Raw genomic sequence first — 21,226 nt, forward strand, 5'->3', positions numbered from 1 at the left:
GAAGGGATTTCCCAAAGTCATTGGCGTCACAGCAAGGCAGCAAGCGAACGCATCCCGATGAGCTTACTCCAGTAAGTGATTCGGGTAAGTGAGCGCAGCTAACACCGCTGTGGCGTCAAGGACGAAGGGAAAAAATGAATCTGCGCATACTGCAACAACATAATCGTCTTACCATCTTTAATTCGCCCATCAGCGACCATAGCGATAGCATCGTGGAACGGCAATTCGACGACTTCAATAACCTCGTCTTCTACCCCAACCTCGTCGGTTATTTTTTGATCTGGATGATATTCAGCCGCAAAGAAATAGACTAATTCAGTCACGCCCCCCGGTGACATATAAGCCTCGAACAGCTTTTGTACTTTATCAACCTGATAGCCCGTCTCTTCCATCGCCTCACGGCGGATACACTCCTCCGGCGAGTCGTTATCCAGTAAACCGGCACATGCTTCCAGCAACATACCGCTGGCATTGCCGTTAACATAGGTTGGCATCCGGAATTGTTCGATCAACACCACCGTGCCCTTTTGCCGGTTATACAACAGGATAGTTGCCCCGTTACCCCGGTCATAGACTTCACGGATTTGTTGTACCGCGGTTCCCTCATCTGTTTTTAAATCAAAGGTGTATTTGTGTAATTTAAACCAGTTCTTGGATAACAATTCACACTGTATATTTTCAATTTTGACGGACATAAACCCTTCTGTGGCCCGGATAATCATTAACGTAATTTAGCATACACCTCACGGTGATACTTTTTCCTACTGCAGTAAAAACGCCCTGTCGACGCAAAGTCCACAGGGCGTTAATCATCACTATCCGTCGTATACCCAAAATCGTGCGGCTAACGCCACCTCAGCATCAGAGAGAAGGGAGTCCTAAAAACCAATAGGTACATCCTTCATATCTGGCAACTTATGGGCAATCCCTTTATGGCAATCAATACAGGTTTTGCCTTCGGTAATGGCTTGACTGTGCATTTTCGCCGCCACCGTTTTTTGTGCGCTGAAATCCATATTATCGAAATTATGACAGTTGCGACATTCTTGCGAATCATTAGCTTTCATCCGCGCCCATTCACTTTCTGCCATCGTCAGGCGGTGAGCGTCAAATTTCTGCGGCGTATCAATCAAACCAAATGCTTTGGCATACAGCTCTTTACTGGCTTTAATCTTACGTACCATTTTAGGCCCCCATTCATGGGGAACGTGGCAATCAGGGCATGTTGCTTTTACGCCACTGCGATTGCTGTAGTGAATGGTACTCATGTATTCCTCATAGACGTTATCTTTCATCTCATGGCAACTGATACAGAATTTCTCAGTATTCGCCATTTCCATGCCGGTATTAAAACCGCCCCAGAAGATAATGCCACTGACAAAACCAATCAGCAGTAAGGTACCGAGTGCCAGACGACTTGGTCTACGCCACCACTGCCATAACCGACGGATAAAACCGGGTTTTTTAGTCTCGCTCATCATGCCCTCGCTTATCATTCATCTCGGTTACTGACCAAAGCCAGGTGCTGGCTGGAAGCTATTACCAACAATCGGTGCTGCGTCGGTTTGCGGCACATGACACTGTAGGCAGAAGTAGCGGCGCGGCGATACTTCGCTGGAGACGTTGCCATCACGATCATAAAAGTGACTTGAGCTGACCCGTGGCGCACCAGTAGTAATATAGTGTTCAACCCCGTGGCACTGCAGACAACGGTTAGTATTTTTACTGACCTGATAGCCATCCACGCTATGTGGGACCATCGGTGGCTGGTTAACATAGTTCAGCGCCATCCGTTGTTGCTGTTTAGGCATTTTTACCTTCCCTTCGGCGGTGCCAGAAACTTCGGGTGATTGCGTTAAGTCCATCTCAACATTGCTGGCCGCATTTACCCCGCCCATGACCAGCAATATTGCCAGTAACGATATCACCCCTGAAACCCTGCGCTTTACTAACTTAAGCATCGTGTTATTCATTGTTTGCTCCCAAAAGACACCGTCTTTTTCCTTGGCATCCCCGGATGATCGTTATCCGTGAATGCGCGTTATCTGTGAGTCATCAGGCAACTACCCGCTCCAATTTCACTGCACATTTTTTAAAGTCAGTTTCTTTAGAAAGTGGGTCCGTCGCGTCTAAGGTCAGGTTATTGACCAACTGTGCGGCATCGAAGAACGGCATGTACACCAGCCCTCGTGGTGGGCGGTTACGGCCACGGGTTTCAACCAGAGAAATAACCTCACCTCGGCGTGAAATTATTTTCACTTTGTCACCACGGTGTAAACCACGCGCTTTAGCATCCAATGGATGAATGAACAACACTGCCTCAGGGAAAGCACGGTGCAATTCAGGTACCCGGCGGGTCATTGAACCGGTGTGCCAATGTTCCAGCACCCGGCCAGTAGAGAGCCACAGGTCATATTCTTGATCCGGGCTTTCTGCTGCAGGCTCATAAGGCAGGGCAAAAATTACTGCTTTACCGTCTGGTTTGCCATAGAAGCGCACCTCTTCGCCTTTCGGTACGAAGGGATCAAAACCTTCACGATAACGCCAAAGCGTTTCCTTACCATTAACTACCGGCCAGCGCAGGCCCCGTACCTGATGATAAACATCGAAAGGAGCCAAATCATGACCGTGTCCACGACCAAAACTGGCGTACTCTTCAAATAATCCCTTCTGAATGTAGAAACCGAAATCGCGCGCTTCGTCGTTCAATTGATCATCAGGGATCTCGCTCAGGGGGTATTTGCTAACCACATCGTTGGCGAACAGCACCTCGTACAGGTTTTTACCGCGATACTCGGGTTTTTGATTCACCAACTCAGCGGGCCAGACCTCTTCGACTTTAAAGCGTTTGGCGAACTCGACGATTTGCCATAAATCCGATTTAGCCTCCCCCGGTGAGGGGACTTGCTGACGCCAGAATTGAGTACGGCGTTCAGCATTGCCGTATGCGCCCTCTTTCTCGACCCACATCGAGGTCGGTAAGATCAAGTCAGCAGACAGCGCACTGATGGTGGGATAGGGATCGGAGACCACAATAAAGTTGCGCGGATCACGCCAGCCCGGCATACGCTCTTCATTAATATTCGGTCCGGCCTGCATGTTGTTGTTGCACATCACCCAGTAGGCATTGAGGGTGCCGTCTTTCAACGCCCGATCTTGTGCCACTGCATGTAAACCTACTTTTTCCGGGATGGTTCCTGCCGGTAACTGCCATGTGGTTTCAGCAATCTGGCGATGTTTTTCGTTCGTAACCACCATATCTGCGGGCAGGCGATGGGAGAATGTCCCCACTTCACGGGCGGTGCCACAGGCGGAAGGCTGGCCCGTCAGAGAGAAAGGTCCAGACCCCGGCTTGGAGATCTTGCCGGTTAACAGGTGCAAGTTGTAGCACATGTTATTGGCCCAAACACCGCGGGTATGCTGGTTAAAGCCCATGGTCCAGTAAGAGACCAGCTTCACCTTCGGATCAGCATACAACTGGGCCAACGACTCAAGCTGATCTTCCGGTACGCCGCTCATTTTGGCGGTTTTTTCTAACGTGTATTCAGCGACAAAGGCTTTGAAATCCTCAAAACTCATCGGTTCAGACGCATCACTGCCGGGATTCTTCGCCGCTTTTTCCAGCGGATGGGTTGGCCGTAAGCCATAACCGATATCGGTCGCACCACGGCGGAAATTCACGTGCTGAGCCAGAAAATCTTTATCAACGGCATTATTTTGAATGATGTAATTGGCGATGTAATTCATGATGACCAGATCGGTTTGTGGGGTAAAGACGATCGGGTTGTCTGCCAATTCAAAACTGCGGTGTTCGTAAGTGGAGAGGACGGCAATTCTGACATGTTCATTGGTCAGGCGGCGGCTGGTCATACGCGACCATAATACCGGGTGCATTTCCGCCATATTGGAGCCCCAGAGCACGAAAGCATCGGCTTCTTCAATATCATCGTAGCATCCCATCGGCTCATCCATACCAAAGGTACGCATGAATCCAACAACCGAGGAAGCCATACAATGGCGGGCATTAGGATCAAGGTTATTTGAGCGGAACCCCCCTTTTAGCAACTTCAACGCCGCATAACCTTCCCACACGGTCCATTGCCCGGAGCCGAACATACCGACCGCTGTCGGACCTTTCTCTTTTAGCGCATTTTTGAATTTCAGCTCCATGATATCAAAGGCTTTCTCCCAGCTTATTGGGGTAAAATCACCTTCTTTATCGTATTGACCGTCTTTCATACGCAGCAATGGTTGTGTCAGCCGGTCTTTGCCGTACATGATCTTTGGCAGGAAATAGCCTTTGATGCAGTTCAGCCCACGGTTAACCGGTGAGTCAGGATCACCTTGTGAGGCCACGATACGGCCATTTTGCGTTCCTACCAGTACACCGCAGCCGGTGCCACAGAATCGGCAAGGTGCTTTATCCCACTTGATCGCATTGGTTGTCTCACCCACCGCTTTAGCGATAGTAGGTATGGTCATTCCGGCAGCGGCTGCCGCAGCAACGGCTGCATTCGCTTTCATAAAGTCCCGGCGACTGAGTTTCATGGCATTTCCTCACCTTGCAAATCCTGCTGGTGATAAACCAGCGATACAGCCAGCACACCATCCAGATTACGTGCTGACTCAATATGATTCAGGAGCGTGTCTGAGCGCACTGCCTGCATAACCACCACCAACTTGCCCAAAGCAGGGTCACTGGTGGGTATTTCTGTTCCCGGAATAGCGAGCAGGTGGTCCATAAGCTGCACAAAACGTGCCGGTTTGGCTTGCAGCACCAATCCACAAACATGCCATTCGTTATCGTCCATCTTCACTCCGGGTAAGGGTTACCGCCTGCACTGGACAACCCGGCACACAAGCGCCGCAGCCGGTACAGGCAGGAAGGTCTAATTCAGGTTGAGCAATGCCGCTCAAGCGTGGGCGAAATTTAATTGCACGGGTTTCACAGCTATCCTGGCAACTGCGACATTCAACATGGTGATAAGGCAAACAACGGTCAGAGATACTGGCTTTAATCTGCCAAGCCGTCTGCTCTGGCGAGGTAAAAATGGCCACATCACACGCCTGGACACAAGCCTGACAAAAACTGCATTCAGCACGTTGAAAATCTATTTCGGGGAATCCACCACTGCCCGCAATCAATACGCCAGTTTCACAGGCGCTGACACAAGCATGGCAACGGGTGCAACCCGCAATAAAGTCAACCTCGGGTACCGACCAGGGAGGCCGGATAATAATGTTCGATTGTTTACCGGTTTGCCAAAAAACCGTCAGCAATTTACGCCGCGATAAATCAGTCATGCCGATATCCTTAATATCTTCTGGCGTGCCCGCGCATGCGTATGCGTGTATAAATCGTTCATTTAAAGCCTAACCAGGCAGAATGATGATAATGATTATTATTTATATTATTGAAGTGAATTTTCTTGGTTCACTGTGTTTAATACCGAATAATGAGTAATAAAATAATTACTCTTTAGAGTTATTTGATAGTAGACATTGCGCAAGATCAATTAATTTAGTGATTATTTAAAGGTTTTTGTCCAGTTAAATCAATTTGCGTTATCACATAATATATATAACGATTCATTTAACGGGAATAATTATCAAAACAAGACGATGCTTTGATAATTATTTTTCAGATAATCTATGCTACTAAATATATTAGTATTTGAGCTATCGGATGACACTTTCTCACTAGTGGTTAAAAATCGCTTGCGATAAAAGTCTTTTTAACGCAAAAAAATTACAGCAGCAAATCAGTGAGACTACGATACACTGAGAATGCAGTTCAACTCACTGCAATGGATGTCATAGTCAGTGAAATAAGCTATCACTATGGAAATCATCAGTATTCAGTATGACTGAAAGTGTAGACACTCTTTTTAGGTTATTTTATACCCAATATATTGATGTGATATACGCTAAATAATTCGAGTGGCAAGAAGGCAGCCAACCCCCTGCGACTTGAAGTATGACGGGTATAGCCAGGTAAATGACGGATCTTGACTATCTGGGGAGTCAGGTGAGTAAAAACCGCGCGCAGCACTGCGACGTCACGTAAAAAGGTATGAGTCTTGCCATCAGTAGCGGCATATTAAGTACGTTACTGTGTGCTTTTTGAGTTACAGGGAGAATTATTCATTATGACGAAAAGTCACACTATTCTGATCGTTGACGACCATCCGCTCATGCGCCGGGGTATTAAACAATTGTTGGGGCTAGATAGCCGCTTTGAGGTGGTTGCTGAAGCTAACAATGGCAGTGATGCCATTACCGAAGCGGCCAAATTTCAACCAGATATTATTTTGCTCGACCTGAATATGAAAGGTATGTCCGGGCTGGATACGTTAAAAGCCCTACGACATAACGGCAGTGATGCACGGATCATTATTTTGACGGTCTCCGATGCGCGCAGCGATGTGTACGCGATGATTGATGCCGGTGCTGATGGTTATTTACTCAAAGATTGCGAGCCAGAAATATTACTGGAGAATATTCGCCAGGCGGCGCGCGGGGAAAATGTCTTCAGCGACGAGGTGATACAGTATTTATCATCTCGTCATGAACAAGTGACTCCTTTCTCTGAATTAACTGAACGCGAGTTAGATGTATTGCAAGAGGTGGCACGTGGGATGTCTAATAAACAAGTTGCCTTCGAACTGTACATTTCAGAAGAAACCGTGAAAGTACATATCCGTAATTTATTACGTAAATTAAATGTGCGCTCACGGGTTGCCGCAACGATTATGTATTTGGAAAATAAAAAATACTGACATCCGTTGTCACTATTTAATGGCCGCTAAAATAAAATCATGGTTTTCTTGTATCCATCTTTTATTCAGTGGCCCCCAACTATCCAACCGGTAGTAACCCGCATTATTGCGCACCCCATGCTGTACAAACGTCAGCGTAACCCCCAGACCGGGCAACGCCTTCAAGACATCTTGTAACGTTCGCCGTGGCCAGCCGGTTAGCGTCATCAAGCGGGGTACGTTTAGCGCTTCAGCACTACTGATTAGCCAGCAAAGATAGAGACGACGGGCGAATACTGGGTTAAGTTCCATAACAAGTTCCTGTGTTAAGTAGCGACTATCGCCTTCATACATGATGTTGCGGCCAGGTGGCAAGCGAACGCCTCCTGATGAGTTAACTCAGGCCAGTGATCTTGGTGCGCGGACGTCGCTAATACCGCAGCCACACCAATGACGTTGAGTATAATCAGTTTACTCGATGCCAGAAAAATAACGCGTTTATCATTTCATTCTCTTCTCAGCCTGAATAAACTCAGTTTTATCGAGCTTTTTGCACGATCTCCTTTTTTTCTCCACGTTTTATCCTACATTCCCGCGTAGAGTGCAGGGTGGATTCTGCTGCATCTACCTAACGTCCTTGACGCAGCAGCAAGGCAGCAACTGAGCGAGAGCCGCTGCGACGTCGAGGACAAAGGGTACTCATTTTCTGAATAAAGGTTGGCACTACATGGCAAATTTTTTCATCGACCGCCCGATTTTTGCCTGGGTATTGGCGATAATTTTGTGTCTCACCGGCGCATTGGCAATTTCGACACTACCTATCGAGCAATACCCGAATTTGGCCCCCCCGAATGTACGTATCAGCGCCAGCTACCCCGGAGCCTCTGCTCAAACACTGGAAAATACCGTTACCCAGGTGATTGAACAAAGCATGACCGGCCTGGATAACCTGTTGTATATGTCATCACAAAGCAGCAATTCAGGTAGTGCCAGTGTCACGCTCACATTTCAGGCGGGTACTAACCCTAACGAAGCGATGCAGCAGGTACAGAATCAACTGCAATCAGCTATCAAGAGACTGCCCCAAGACGTACAACAACAAGGGGTTTCTGTTTCGAAGTCGGGTGATAATACCTTGATGATGGTGGCGTTTGTCTCCACTGACGGCAGTATGGATAAACAAGATATCTCCGATTATGTCGCCAGTAATCTGCAAGACCCACTCAGCAGAATTGAAGGGGTCGGCAGCGTAGATGCCTTTGGCTCACAATATGCGATGCGTATTTGGCTCGATCCGAATAAGCTCACTAACTATCAGCTGACCACGAGTGATATTGTCAGTGCGATTCAATCCCAGAATACTCAGGTCGCCGTAGGTCAACTAGGCGGAACTCCCGCCGTTGATAATCAAGCATTAAACGCGACCATCAACGCCCAATCCCAGCTACAAACACCCGAAGAGTTTCAGGAAATTACGCTACGGGTCAATCAGGATGGTTCACTGGTCACCCTTGGCGATGTCGCAAAAATAGAGCTGGGTTCCGAGAAGTATGATTATCTCAGCCGCTTCAACGGCCAAGCCGCCTCAGGTATGGGGATTAAACTGGCTTCCGGCGCCAATGAATTACAAACCGATAAACTGGTCAAAGCCCGGCTTGCCGAATTGGCACCGTTCTTCCCTCATGGTTTAGAAGCCAAAATCGCCTACGAAACCACACCGTTTGTACAAGCGTCCATTAAGGACGTGGTGAAAACGCTGCTGGAAGCCATTCTGTTAGTTTTCTTGGTCATGTATCTCTTTTTACAGAACTTCCGCGCAACATTGATCCCAACGGTTGCCGTACCTGTGGTGCTATTGGGAACCTTTGCCGTGCTATCGGCATTTGGCTTTAGTATTAATACGTTAACCCTGTTTGCCATCGTTCTGGCTATCGGGCTGTTGGTGGATGACGCCATTGTGGTGGTGGAAAACGTCGAACGGGTGATGAGCGAAGAAGGGCTGGATCCGCGCGAGGCCACGCGAAAATCGATGGGGCAAATTCAGGGCGCACTGATCGGGATAGCGCTGGTACTGTCCGCCGTGTTTATTCCAATGGCCTTCTTTGGCGGCACTACCGGGGCTATCTATCGTCAGTTCTCCATTACTATCGTTTCGGCCATGGTGCTGTCGGTATTGGTCGCGTTGATCCTGACACCTGCCATGTGTGCCACCCTGCTTAAACCCATTGCACCGGGGCATCATCACGCTAAACGGGGGTTTTTCGGTTGGTTTAACCGCATGTTTGACCGTAATTCTCACCGTTACGAAAGAGGTGTCGCGCGCGTATTGCATCACAGCTTACGTTACATGCTACTGTATTTACTGTTGCTCGGCGGTCTGGCCTTACTATTCCTTAAATTACCCACCTCTTTCCTGCCGTTGGAAGACCGCGGTGTCTTTATGGCTCAGGTGCAGCTTCCGGTTGGATCAACTCAGCAACAGACACTGAAAGTGGTTGAGAAAGTTGAGAGTTACTTCCTGACAGAAGAGAAAAACAACGTATTGTCAGTATTCTCTACTGTCGGCTCTGGCCCTGGAGGGAATGGGCAGAACGTAGCGCGCCTGTTTATTCGCCTTGCCGACTGGGATCAACGCACCGCCAGCACAGACTCCTCATTCGCTATTATTGAACGAGCGACTAAAGAACTCAGTAAAATTGTTGAAGCGAAGGTGTCGGTCAGTAGCCCTCCAGCAATTTCAGGTTTAGGTGGGTCGTCAGGTTTCGATATGGAATTACAGGACCATGGCGGCCATGGCCACGATAAATTGATGGCAGCCCGCAACCAATTGTTGCAGATGGCGTCGCAAGAACCCCTTTTAACCCGAATACGGCATAACGGGCTGGATGATAGCCCACAGTTGCAGATTGATATTGATCAACGCAAAGCGCGAGCACTGGGCGTCTCTCTGGATGACATTAACAGTACGCTGAAAACCGCCTGGGGTTCAACCTACGTCAATGATTTTGTTGACCGTGGACGGGTGAAGAAGGTGTATGTTCAATCAGAAGCCACGGCCCGTATGCTGCCGGAAGACGTCAACAAATGGTATGTGCGCAATAAAAATGGCGGCATGGTGCCTTTCTCCGCCTTCTCTACTACCCGATGGGAATACGGCTCTCCCCGCCTGGAGCGCTACAACGGCTATTCAGCACTGGAAATTGTTGGTGAAGCGGCTCCTGGAGTCAGTACCGGTACCGCGATGGATGTGATGGAAAAACTGGTCAGCCAATTGCCCAATGGCTTTGGTTTAGAGTGGACTGGCATGTCTTATCAAGAACGCTTATCCGGCTCTCAGGCACCCGCCCTCTATGCCATCTCGCTACTGGTGGTTTTCCTCTGTCTGGCTGCATTGTACGAGAGCTGGTCAATTCCGTTCTCCGTGATGCTGGTGGTCCCGTTAGGAGTAATAGGTGCCGTTGCAGCCACTTGGATGCGTGGGCTGGAAAATGATGTTTACTTCCAAGTCGGTCTATTAACCATCATTGGGCTATCGGCCAAGAATGCCATCTTGATTGTTGAGTTTGCCAATGAACTGAATAACCGAGGTAGGGATCTGGTTGAGGCAACACTGGAGGCCTCTCGCCAGCGATTACGGCCTATTTTGATGACTTCGCTGGCCTTTATTTTTGGTGTATTGCCGATGGCAATCAGCCAGGGCGCGGGTTCCGGTAGCCAGCATGCCGTGGGAACCGGCGTAATGGGCGGGATGATTTCAGCCACTGTACTGGCTATTTTCTTTGTGCCCCTGTTCTTTGTTTTAGTACGTCGCCGCTTCCCCAGCAGAATAATACCGAGCAAAGCTATAAACCCTAAATAGCTCAAGCTACAGGAAGGCAAGTCACAAAGGCAGCCAATAACAGGCAACTTGAAGTAAAATAGGTTCTCCCCTGCGGCATGACGAAAAAGCCATGCCGCTTTATTGCATCAGATTCACTCTTCATACCCTTTTTACTTGAAGTCCCTCTGGGATTAGCTACGCATATTCACCCTAGGGCATCCCAGCCCTACTTCCTGGCTATTTTCTCGTTCCTTCATCTCAGCATCATAATATAAAGAAACATCCTACAAAAAATGCAGATGAGTCTGATTATCTCTCCCTCAAAATCAACTTATAATAAATAGGATTAATCCCAACCATAAAAGTGAGTGGGAACTAAGAGAGTTATATTTTTATCCCGAATTTACTTATCGAAGCACGTTAATGCTTCAGGAGCGATTGATTTATAATGCCAACCATCATTACACATGCGGCTATTCCTTTAACTCTCGGTATTGGATTAGGGACAAAAATTATTCCACCCCGCCTATTACTGGCAGGAATAGCGATTTCGATGCTACCTGATGCCGATGTATTGGCATTTAAATTTGGCGTCGCCTATGGCCATGCTTTCGGCCATCGTGGATTTACGCACTCCCTGCTATTCGCCTTCGCCTTACCCACGCTACTACTGGTGTTCTATCGATTCTTCAATACTTCGCTTAGCCGTATCTGGCTATTTTTATTTGTATCACTGCTATCACATAGCGTACTGGATTCACTGACCACCGGAGGTAAAGGCGTTGGATGGCTATGGCCATGGAGTAGCGAGCGATTCTTTTTACCGTGGCAAGTCATTAAAGTCGCACCGTTTCAGCTCGCGAAATACGCAACACCTGCAGGACATGCGGTGATAATTTCTGAACTGCTCTGGGTCTGGTTACCCGCGACACTATTGATGTTGTTGTTAATCCTATTAAGAAAGTCATTTGGCGCAAAAACCAGTATTAGGAATTAAAATACCTGATACACAGCCCAAGAACGCAGAAAGTCACTATTACGTCATGCCCTGGGTTACCAAGGCGATAATATTTATTCTTCATTATTAACAAGTAATTACTGGCGATTATTAAGTGTGATTTTTTTGCACAAGATGGTGGTTTAAAGCGGGCAATAAAAAAGGCAGTGCCTCTACGGCTCTGCCTTTCTGCGAGAATTACTCCCCTGGGGATAAAACAAATCACTCATTAAAACCAGAATGATACTTAACGCTCACAACAGGTTTATCTGGCTATGCCTTACGCAGCATCGCATCGATAAACGCTTTCCAAGTATTTAACTCAACCTCAACCATAAAATCCTCTCTAATAATCGCGACTAATTATACGCCTATTTTTTGAACAGTCAAAATAATGAGCAAGCTAATTAGAAAAGGGATGATTTTACTGATATTGTTACATATGAAACCATAATTCTAGTTTTTCTCTTCAAAAATGGCTTAAAGACTGAAAAAATGATTCACCAGAAACCGTTAGCGCTGATGGTTTCAGTAACACCAGCGAATATTATCCCATGCTAAAGAAGTCAGCCTTAGACAGTTTCCAGTACAAAACTCACCAACGGGAAAGATGCCTAAATTCACTGAATTGCTGGGATGGGTGCTGTTTGTAACAATACCAATTAGCTTGGACCCCGTGTTCGCTCACTAATACACCATCTTTTATATTAGTGAGCCTCTATCTTGTAGGTCAATGACCATAATTAATGCTGCTGTTGTGATTTTATTCCACATTCAATGTCATCGACGATACTCATGATCTTATTCAATGGAATACCATTTTTTTCTAATTCAGCCAGCGCATTCATATAAGGCACCATAATCGAGAAGAGTATTTTATACCCTGCGCAAAAATAGGATTTCATCCCATCGCTGTCCTGATCAATCCTATGTTTTGGGCAACCGCCATAGCAAATGGTTTTATACATACACTTACGGCATGACTCAGATAGCACCTCTTTTTGCGCGGATAATTTATCGCTCGCCAACGAATCCAATTTATCGTGATAAATATTGCCTATTTTATACTCAGGGTAGACAAAGTGATCACATTCATAAATGTCACCATTGGACTCCATCACAAAATTATTTTTGCACGATTTTTGGAAAACACAGCTCGTGTGCCCATTGCCAATAAATCGGCTGACAAAAGACTCAAACTGGCGAATAAAGAGAGTTCCTACATCATGGCGAACCCATTCTTTGAAGACCTCCGCCATGAAATGGCCATAATCAACCGCAGGGACAGTGAACTCAATAAGTTCAAACGTGCTTTTTTGATTTGAAAAATCAATATTAGGCTCGGTTGTTTCCAACAGTTCAATAAATTGGATATGTTTAGCACCGATAGATTTTAACGTTCGATAAACTTCAAGGGGGTATTTTACATTGATACGATTTATCACGGTTAATGTATTAAATTCTACCTGATATTTTTTGAGTTGCTCAATACCTGCCATCACTTTATCAAACGATCCTTTGCCTGAGCGAGTCACACGGTAGCGATCGTGTAACTCTTTAGGGCCATCGATAGACACACCGACTAAAAAATGATTTTCTCTTAGAAAGAGGCACCATGCATCATCTAATAAAATACCGTTAGTTTGCAAAGCGTTGTGTATTTTTTTAGTCCCTTTATAGCGGTTCTGATACTGTATCGCTTTCCCAAAGAAATCCAGCCCAGCCATGGTAGGCTCACCCCCTTGCCAAGTAAAATACACATCATGCCCCGATACACTGATATATCGCTCGATAAATGTTTCAAGGGTTTCTTCAGTCATCCAACCTTTGTGCTGAAAAATGTTTTCTTTACTGAGATAAAAGCAGTAATCACACTTTAAATTACACTGGTAGCTGGTTGGTTTAGCCGTGATATGCATAGTTTTCCTCATGGAGATAGACAGACGGCAAGAAAAAATACTTGCCGCCTTTGGGGCTTAATTCATGCCAAGTGATTGCTTAATTTTATTAAATTTATCCTGATTAACTTCACTAACAGGAGATTGACTCTGATTAATGAAATTCCTCATCTCGGCTTGCATCACCTTAACAACATCAGGATGGGTACTTGCAAGGTCTTGTTTTTGATTTAAATCACTCAGTTTATACAGATTTAACTTATTGCCTTCATAGGTATAGGTTAAAGAGTAGTCATTACTGCGGATGGTATAAGAGAATTGACTAAGATCTTCGGTATTTGGGTTTTTAGGATATTCATTGGACTCATTACGCACAAATTTATGGTAACCATCCCAGAATGGAATATTCTCTTCATCGAACCAATGGGTATAGGATGTCACCCAGGTAAGATATTTATGAGGTTCAGCTTTGCTTTTCCCCGTCAAATAAGGAAGCAGTGAGACGCCATCTAAATTATTTGGAGCATCAATCTCAGCGGCTTCAAGCGCTGTAGGCATGAAATCCATTGCAGAGATCAACTTGTCATAATTTCCTGTTTGCAATTTCCCCTTCCACCAAATAAACATTGGAGTATGGGTTCCGCCAGGAAATGTTTGGCTTTTATACCCTTTCTGATTACCGTTCAACGGTAATGGCCCATCGATAACGGCACCGTTATCAGAGGTAAACATAATTATCGTATTGTCATATTGACCATTCTTTTTAAGCTGCTCAAGAAGCCGTTTTACGCCCTGGTCAACAGAATAGACAGAGGCATAGAAGTTATCAGCGGTTTGGCTGCCTGTATTAAAGTGTTTCTGATATTCATCCGGCGCTGGATTATCATTAGGTAAATGGGGAGCACTGTAAGCCAAATACATCATGAATGGCTCATCTAAGGATTTAGCTCTATTGGCAACACCGATAGCCTCATCGGTAAGTTGATCACTGATATAACCTTTGGCTTTCACCCGCTCTTTATTATGGAAAAGAGACGGGGAATTATAATAAGCCGTTCCCGCGGCATGGTAACCCATAAAATACTGGAAGCCTCGGTTTTGAGGCTGCCATTCATCGGCTGAGTAAGTTGTAAAGTTATCGTGGTAATCGCGCGTTTGCTCCGCTTCAGGAACAGGAACATTACTGATTTTTGAAAGATGCCACTTTCCAATTGCCGCCGTGTAATAGCCATTGTTTTGCAATAACTCAGGCAGGAATGTCTCTTCTAATGAGATCCCATTCTGAGCATCGGTATTGGAATAAACACCAAACCTTGCAGGGGACCGACCCGTCATAATGGCCGCCCGCGAAGGCCCTGATACGCCATGAGCAACGTAGCCATTCGTCAGACGAACCCCTTCATCCATCAACGAGAGTAATGTTGGCGTGGACTTTTTGGCGGCTTCAATGGCTTTATCAATGCCTATTTTGTAGGTATCAACAACGTCCCGATCTTCCATCGACTTAGGGTCAAAGGAGGTCTTATCAAAAGGGAGTTGCCCATAACCTAAGTCATCCATGGTTAATACAATAATATTTGGCTTATTCTTCGTGCTGTATTCTTTTGGCGTAAAATCAGCGAAAGCAACATTGGTGTTTGTTGCTTTGAGTTTGACATCATCAGCATATGCGGGGCCACCCATGACGCCCGCAGCTAAGATGACCGCTATCGAAGCACTAATAATGCTCCTGTTAACCTTTAAATTCATCATTTTTAGTTCTCTACTGGTTATCGTCAAATTGATATTTTACGGCTAAAAATAAGGATTAATGTGATCGGCCTGGTGGATTAAAAAGATATGAATATTGCAAAGAATACAACTTTAAATATCGTTAAATATAGATTTCAGGAACTAAATATAGATATAAATTAAATCGCTACAATTACCGGAACAAAAAAAACCAAATCAGGAAGATAATTCTCTTAAAGAATTATTAAAGCCACTGAAAAAACACAATGATGCGATATTAAACGGTGAGAATAAGCAAGATGAGTGCGCCAGAAAGGGGCAACAATGAAAAACGGTGGCAGCTAGCTTATGGTGTATAGAAATTGAGTCAGTCATTTGTAACGGGTATACCGCTTGCCAGAGCGTTGGCAAACGGTATCCAGATGCGATAAATTCTTCCCCTGTACGATAAAACAGATCGGCCAATAACCTCAGGCATATTCTATGCCTCAGACTGCTGACAAACCCCGATGACTCACTCTTGAACGGTGAGGATAGGCAGAAGAGTAAAGAGTCCGCGCCAAGGATGGCGCGGCTCGAGCCTACATGGATGTATTTACGGCGTCTTTACGATCTGCCTGTTCTCTCCGTCGCGGGCACTTTGTCAATAACCTCAGGCATATTCTATGCCTGAGGTTTTTATAGCTTAGGAAAAATCCACAGATGTTCAGTCGGTAAAGAGAGATGACAGGACTCTTTACCACGAACCTCAGGACCATAAGCACGGATCACAAAATCGTCAGCGACGGTACGGAACAGATACTCCCAGCGGTCCCCCAGATACATACTGGTCAGCAGAGGTAATTCAAGCTGATTGCCATCCAGGTTATCCCCTAAACGAACACGCTCCACACGGATAACCGCCGTTCCTTCTTGACCCGCGGTAACGCCCTCCCCCGCCCATCCCCACAACCCCCAATCTTTACCTTCTATACGCGCCTTACCATCACGGACGTCGATAATCTTGCCATGTAAGCGGTTGTTACTGCCCATAAACTCGGCGGTGAACAACGTTGATGGCGAGCCGTACATTTCCTGCGGCGTCCCCTGCTGTTCAATTTTACCGTTATTCAGCAATAAGATACGGTCGGAGATTGCCATAGCTTCGTTTTGATCGTGGGTTACCATCAGCGCTGACAAACCGAGTTTCATGATCAGTTCGCGTAGAAATACCCGCGCTTCTTCGCGTAATTTGGCGTCCAGATTCGATAAAGGTTCATCCAAGAGAATAACCGGCGGGTTATAGACCAACGCACGGCCAATAGCGACCCGTTGTTGCTGCCCTCCCGAAAGTTGATGGGGGTGGCGATTGCCAAGCGCCCCCAGACCAAGCTGATCGAGCACTGCTTGTACGCGCTGGCTGATTTCCGACGTTGAGATTTTGCGTAATTTCAGTGGATAGGCAACGTTCTCAGATACCGTTTTATGTGGCCACAAAGCATAAGACTGAAATACTAAGCCAAGATTGCGCTCTTCGGCGGGTATTTCACTACGGGATGAGCCATCATAAACCGTCTTTTCACCAATAATAATGCGGCCCTGGCTTGGTTTCTCCAACCCGGCAACCGCGCGCAGTAAGGTGGTTTTACCGCTCCCCGATGGCCCGAGCAGCGAGACCACTTCGCCCCGTTTTAATTCCATGGATACCCCTTTCAATACGGGATTGTCACCATAGGTTAAATGCAGGTTATCTACCGATAATTCAATCATGTAATTTGACTCCAAAACGTAGTGCGATACCGAGGCCTAACACCACCAGAAGGATATTGATAAAGGAGAGTGCGGCGACGATATCAATGGCACCCGCCGCCCACAGCGAGACCAGCATCGAACCTATGGTTTCCGTACCCGGTGAAAGGAGATAAACACCGGTGGAATATTCACGCTCAAAAATCAAGAACATCAGCAACCATGAACCAATCAGGCCATAGCGGGATAACGGAATGGTGACATGACGGGTAACCTGACCACGGCTGGCACCAGTACTACGCGCGGCTTCTTCCAGTTCAGGCCCAACCTGCAACAGGGTCGAGGAAATCAACCGCAACCCGTACGCCATCCACACCACGGTATACGCCAGCCAGACACTGAAGATGGTGCTGCGCAAAGAGCGTAGCCATACCACCAGATTATCCTGTAACCATTCGGTCATGGGTAATGCCGCTAGCCAGCCCTCTTTCAGGGAGTTATCCAACCACATAGGCAAGAACAGGAAGACCCAAAGAAACGCCAGCCCCGCGAGCAAACCCGGTACGGCACGCGGTACCAATACGCTGTAGTCGAGGAAGCGAGTCACACCATCGGGCTTGCGGTGCATCGCGATACCGATAAACAGATAACAGATAACAGCCAACGCTCCGCCGAACACCCCAATAGCCATCGAGTTGACGATAGCCCGCAGTAGATTCGGCTGTTGCCAAATGGTATAGAACGTACTGAGGGACAGTTCATCCCAAAGGGACACCCCAACCCCCCAGTTAGATACAAAGGCGCGCAGCACGACACCCACCAGCGGTACGCCAATCGTCACCGTCAACCAAAATGCCACCACCGCACCGGCAACCCAACGCCATTTACCCAGTGGCAAGGCCCGTGCCTGTGAGGCTTTGCCTTTGACCGTAACGAAACGGTGGGCAGTTCGCATCAGTAAGCGTTGCAACATCACAAGCGGAATAGTGATGCAGATGAGCACCACAGCAACCGCAGCCATCAAATGATAAGACGGCGTACCCAGCTTATTGGTCAATTGGTAGAGATAGGTCGCCAGCACCAGGTTCCCTTCTGGATCACCCAGTACCAACATTAACCCAAATACTTCCAGACCAAGGAAGAACAGCAACACGGTGGCATAGAGGATCGACGGACGCACCATTGGCAAACTGACCGCACTCATCACCTGTAAAGGCGAAGCCCCTGCCGTACGTGCAGCCTCTTCAACATCAGAGCCGACACTGCGTAGTGCCGATGAAATATAGAGATAGGCATGAGGAACATGGGTCAGGCCCGCAATCACCACGATGCTAGACATGGCGTAAATATTCCAAGGTACAAAGCCCAGTAAGGATTCTGCCCACAAAGAGAAGAAGCCTACTGGCCCTGCCGCCACCACATAACCAAAGCCCAAGACCATGGGCGAGACAAAGATAGGCACCAGAATCAACGGTTCGATTATCCGCCGGCCAGGTAAGTCAGTCCTTATCATCAGAAAGGCCAGGATCCCCCCAAGCGGAATCGCGATCACCACCAGCCCTGTCGCCAAAATAAAACCACTTTTCAGCGCCTTGTAAAAATCGGGATCAGCAAAAATAAATCTGAAGGCATCAAGGCTGAATACCTTTGAAGGGGAGAAAAAAGGAGCAGACAGGAAGCTTTGAATGATAATAAATGATATCGGTATGTAAATAACCAATGCGGTTATCAACACAACTAAGCCGCGCGGCAAGCTCTGCCATTTTCTGCGCAATGCTTTCATAGTGAGCCCTGTTGGTTAAAGATCCATGTATGATCAAGCCGATAAAACCAAGGATTGCGCGTGCCCATAAGGCAAGCGCCCCCAGATAAAGCCACTATTTTGCTGCTGCAGTACGCCATTGTTTGATGTAGTCCAGACGTTTAGCCTGTTCCATATATTCCAGTAGGCTCTCATCAACCGGGATGGGTCTCAGCGCGCCGCCCAGTTTTTTGGTCAGACCATCAATATCGTTGCTACCGTCAATATCGTTGCGGATGGAAGGAATATCTGATTGATTGGCCAGAATGTTTTGGCCTTTTTCTGATAGAAGATAGTCAACCCACAGCTTGGCTGCATTTGGGTGGGGAGCCTTTTGGCTGATAAAGGTCACCCGTGATAGCACCAGTGTGTAGTCCTTCGGGTAGGCTATTCCAAGAGAAGGGTCCGTTTTGGCACGGGTTTCAGCATAAGAACCGAGGATGTTAAAACCAATCAGATTTTCACCGGATGACACCCGTTCCATCATCGTACCGGTGGAGGATTGCACGGTCAGGCCACCTTTCGCGATATCAGCCAATGTCGCAAAATAATTGGGATCAGCCTTGAAGTCCTGTACCGACAACATGAACCCTAAGCCTGATTTTTCAATATCATAGGTTGTAACTTTCCTTTTGAATTTATCAGGCTGGCTAACGATGAGTTTTGCCAGTGCGGTGTGGGTATCAGGAACCTCGGTCGGGAGTATCAGGCGTTTGTTATAAATAAAGACCACAGGTTCGTAAGTAGAGCCGTAGGCTTTGTCTTTCCATATTGCCCATTTTGGCAACGCCCCCTGCTCAGGAGAGAGGTATTCCAGCGCATAGTCGGTAGCCAATTTGAGTGCGGTATCCATGGAGGAACTCCATACAACGTCACCACTGGTGCTCCCCGATGCCTGTTCACTGATGTAGCGGTTGTATAACTCCGTGCTGTTCATGTCGTTGTATTCAACTTTAATACCCGGATAAGCCGACTCAAACCCCTTAATCAACGGGGCTGCCGCCTTAATATCCGTTGCAGAATACACCACCACTTTGCCCTCTTTTTTTGCACCATCTACAATCTTCTGATAATCGGCAGGGTAATAGCTTGGGAGTTGAGCGAATGCAGGAAGAGTGGTTAATGCTGCCATCGCGAACATAAATACTTTAATTTTCCTTAACATACTGTTAACCTCTTGCTTCATTTATGAAACGAAAAATTAACATATAGTTAATATCAGTTCCTACGCAACGAAGTTAATTCTTTGTCTTCTTGTTTTGTGATGTCGCTCGTTATTTAAACTTTTCTATCCTGGTTCCCCCTCATTAAAATCCTCTGGAAAGGTTAGCTTATGGTGTAAAACGACACTATTTGTAAACTATCCCCCCAGCTCAACTTGCCAGTGAAACATTTCCGGAGTAGCGTGCTCCTTATCTAAAGCAGCAAACAGTTTGCTGATAAGCCACGGTGTGAAATGCATGAAACACTCCATCAACTCGCTAAAAGAGCTTGGCCGCTATGGCGATGCGCTGGTAATGGCACAAGATTTACTCAGCCGTTCGCCAGATAACGCCAGCTTGCTCTATAAAATTGCCTCACTTTATGATGTGCAAGGGTTGGAGTTGCAGGCAATTCCCTTTTATCGCGCCGCTATCGAACATAATCTGGTGGGTAAAGAATTACAGGCTGCCTATTTGGGGCTAGGCAGCACCTACCGCACACTTGGGTTGTATCAGGCAGCGTTAGAGACATTTGACCGCGCTCTGGCCCGTTTCCCGCAAGCAAAAGAGATAACGTTGTTCCGAGTCATGACGCTGTACAACCTCAGCGAAACCAAAGAGGCCGTCAGTACGTTATTGACATTACTGGCTGACACATCACATCATCAGGACACCAGCCTCTATCAGAAAGCTATCCGGCAATATGCCGCCGATCTCGATCGCATTGACTAAATCCTCAGGCCGCCTCTATTTATCTCTGTGCTAAACCGCCCACTGTCATCTGGATTCAAACACGCTTTTCCCGCATTATGGGCTAATCGCTCCCTTGGGGCTGGCCTTCGCATGAGTGGCTGGCCTGATTCTCTATTTTAACCGAGGTACTATTTTTCCATGTCAGACCGCCCTGTAACGCCCGCATTGCGCCTTTATGGCATCAAAAATTGTGACACCATAAAAAAGGTCCGCCGCTGGTTGGAAGAACAAGGCATTGCCTATCAGTTCCACGATTACCGGGCTGATGGCCTCAGTGACGAATGCCTACAGGGCTTTATCGATACACTGGGTTGGGAGCCGTTGCTGAATACCCGTGGAACCACCTGGCGTAAGCTGCCCCCTGAGCAACGCGATGCAATAACCGATGCCCAAAGAGCCAAGGCCCTGATGCTAGCGCAGCCTGCCATAATCAAGCGGCCACTGCTGGAAGGCCCGAATGGTGAGATGCTGCTAGGCTTCAAAATTGAAAGCTATCAACAATTTATTCATAACCAACCCGCTACTGAGGTGCAATAAC

Annotated in this window: 18 protein-coding genes and 1 pseudogene; 6 read left to right on the forward strand and 13 right to left on the reverse strand. The window is 47.0% G+C overall.

Features of this window, described 5'->3' with window-relative positions:
• Positions 1–98: 98 nt before the first annotated feature.
• The 6 genes from nudK to napF form a co-directional block, all read right to left on the reverse strand.
• Positions 99–695, reverse strand: a complete 597-nt coding sequence (nudK, locus tag AC971_RS13245) for a GDP-mannose pyrophosphatase NudK (protein ID WP_025384455.1) — start codon at positions 693–695, stop codon at positions 99–101.
• 183 nt (positions 696–878) lie between these two features.
• The gene (napC, locus tag AC971_RS13250; RefSeq protein ID WP_002208531.1) at positions 879–1,481 is read right to left on the reverse strand and encodes a cytochrome c-type protein NapC; all 603 of its coding nucleotides are present in this window, start codon (positions 1,479–1,481) and stop codon (positions 879–881) included.
• A 24-nt stretch (positions 1,482–1,505) separates the two neighbouring features.
• On the reverse strand, positions 1,506–1,973 hold the full coding sequence (gene napB, locus AC971_RS13255) for a nitrate reductase cytochrome c-type subunit (protein WP_025384456.1): 468 nt from the start codon (positions 1,971–1,973) through the stop codon (positions 1,506–1,508).
• Positions 1,974–2,055: 82 nt separating this feature from the next.
• Positions 2,056–4,548: a nitrate reductase catalytic subunit NapA gene (gene napA / locus AC971_RS13260; RefSeq protein WP_025384457.1), complete on the reverse strand. Its 2,493-nt coding sequence runs from the start codon at positions 4,546–4,548 to the stop codon at positions 2,056–2,058.
• Positions 4,545–4,811: a chaperone NapD gene (gene napD / locus AC971_RS13265; RefSeq protein WP_025384458.1), complete on the reverse strand. Its 267-nt coding sequence runs from the start codon at positions 4,809–4,811 to the stop codon at positions 4,545–4,547. Before napD ends, napA begins: the two co-directional genes overlap by 4 nt.
• Positions 4,801–5,304 (reverse strand): ferredoxin-type protein NapF, encoded by a 504-nt coding sequence (gene napF / locus AC971_RS13270; RefSeq protein ID WP_025384459.1) that lies wholly within the window; start codon positions 5,302–5,304, stop codon positions 4,801–4,803. Before napF ends, napD begins: the two co-directional genes overlap by 11 nt.
• A gap of 845 nt (positions 5,305–6,149) precedes the next feature.
• Between napF and narL the strand changes: the two genes are divergently transcribed.
• Positions 6,150–6,779 (forward strand): two-component system response regulator NarL, encoded by a 630-nt coding sequence (gene narL / locus AC971_RS13275; protein ID WP_025384460.1) that lies wholly within the window; start codon positions 6,150–6,152, stop codon positions 6,777–6,779.
• A 12-nt stretch (positions 6,780–6,791) separates the two neighbouring features.
• Here narL and AC971_RS13280 read toward each other — a convergent pair whose 3' ends face one another.
• Complete coding sequence (locus AC971_RS13280) at positions 6,792–7,070, reverse strand: winged helix-turn-helix domain-containing protein (RefSeq protein ID WP_025384461.1); 279 nt, start codon at positions 7,068–7,070, stop codon at positions 6,792–6,794.
• 415 nt (positions 7,071–7,485) lie between these two features.
• Between AC971_RS13280 and acrD the strand changes: the two genes are divergently transcribed.
• A complete protein-coding gene (gene acrD, locus AC971_RS13285) occupies positions 7,486–10,617 on the forward strand; it encodes a multidrug efflux RND transporter permease AcrD (RefSeq protein WP_025384462.1) in 3,132 nt (1,043 codons plus the stop codon).
• Between the two features lie 409 nt (positions 10,618–11,026).
• A complete protein-coding gene (locus tag AC971_RS13290; RefSeq protein WP_025384463.1) occupies positions 11,027–11,575 on the forward strand; it encodes a metal-dependent hydrolase in 549 nt (182 codons plus the stop codon).
• 743 nt (positions 11,576–12,318) lie between these two features.
• On the opposite strand, the gene AC971_RS13295 is transcribed toward AC971_RS13290, so the two are convergent.
• The 3 genes and pseudogenes from AC971_RS13295 to AC971_RS24710 all read right to left on the reverse strand — a co-directional run bounded on the left by AC971_RS13295 (position 12,319) and on the right by AC971_RS24710 (position 15,669).
• Complete coding sequence (locus tag AC971_RS13295) at positions 12,319–13,494, reverse strand: anaerobic sulfatase maturase (protein WP_025384464.1); 1,176 nt, start codon at positions 13,492–13,494, stop codon at positions 12,319–12,321.
• A 57-nt stretch (positions 13,495–13,551) separates the two neighbouring features.
• Positions 13,552–15,222 (reverse strand): sulfatase-like hydrolase/transferase, encoded by a 1,671-nt coding sequence (locus AC971_RS13300; protein ID WP_025384465.1) that lies wholly within the window; start codon positions 15,220–15,222, stop codon positions 13,552–13,554.
• A 259-nt stretch (positions 15,223–15,481) separates the two neighbouring features.
• Positions 15,482–15,669, reverse strand: a pseudogene (locus AC971_RS24710) (hypothetical protein).
• A 120-nt stretch (positions 15,670–15,789) separates the two neighbouring features.
• On the opposite strand from AC971_RS24710, the gene AC971_RS24715 reads away from it, so the two are divergent.
• Positions 15,790–15,888, forward strand: coding sequence for a gluconate 5-dehydrogenase (locus tag AC971_RS24715; RefSeq protein ID WP_197090731.1), 99 nt, complete (start codon positions 15,790–15,792; stop codon positions 15,886–15,888).
• On the opposite strand, the gene AC971_RS13305 is transcribed toward AC971_RS24715, so the two are convergent.
• The 3 genes from AC971_RS13305 to AC971_RS13315 form a co-directional block, all read right to left on the reverse strand.
• Complete coding sequence (locus AC971_RS13305) at positions 15,883–16,953, reverse strand: ABC transporter ATP-binding protein (RefSeq protein ID WP_025384466.1); 1,071 nt, start codon at positions 16,951–16,953, stop codon at positions 15,883–15,885. The genes AC971_RS24715 and AC971_RS13305 overlap by 6 nt on opposite strands.
• Positions 16,946–18,715 (reverse strand): ABC transporter permease, encoded by a 1,770-nt coding sequence (locus tag AC971_RS13310; protein ID WP_025384467.1) that lies wholly within the window; start codon positions 18,713–18,715, stop codon positions 16,946–16,948. The genes AC971_RS13305 and AC971_RS13310 overlap by 8 nt, the downstream gene beginning before the upstream one ends.
• Before the next feature lie 94 nt (positions 18,716–18,809).
• The gene (locus tag AC971_RS13315; RefSeq protein ID WP_025384468.1) at positions 18,810–19,898 is read right to left on the reverse strand and encodes an ABC transporter substrate-binding protein; all 1,089 of its coding nucleotides are present in this window, start codon (positions 19,896–19,898) and stop codon (positions 18,810–18,812) included.
• Between the two features lie 295 nt (positions 19,899–20,193).
• Here AC971_RS13315 and AC971_RS13320 point away from each other — a divergent pair, with 295 nt between their 5' ends.
• Positions 20,194–20,667, forward strand: a complete 474-nt coding sequence (locus AC971_RS13320; RefSeq protein WP_025384469.1) for a tetratricopeptide repeat protein — start codon at positions 20,194–20,196, stop codon at positions 20,665–20,667.
• Between the two features lie 159 nt (positions 20,668–20,826).
• The gene (locus tag AC971_RS13325; protein ID WP_025384470.1) at positions 20,827–21,225 is read left to right on the forward strand and encodes an ArsC family reductase; all 399 of its coding nucleotides are present in this window, start codon (positions 20,827–20,829) and stop codon (positions 21,223–21,225) included.
• The last annotated feature ends 1 nt before the right edge of the window (position 21,226 follow it).

This window comes from Yersinia similis, assembly GCF_001053095.1.
Classification (GTDB): domain Bacteria; phylum Pseudomonadota; class Gammaproteobacteria; order Enterobacterales; family Enterobacteriaceae; genus Yersinia; species Yersinia similis.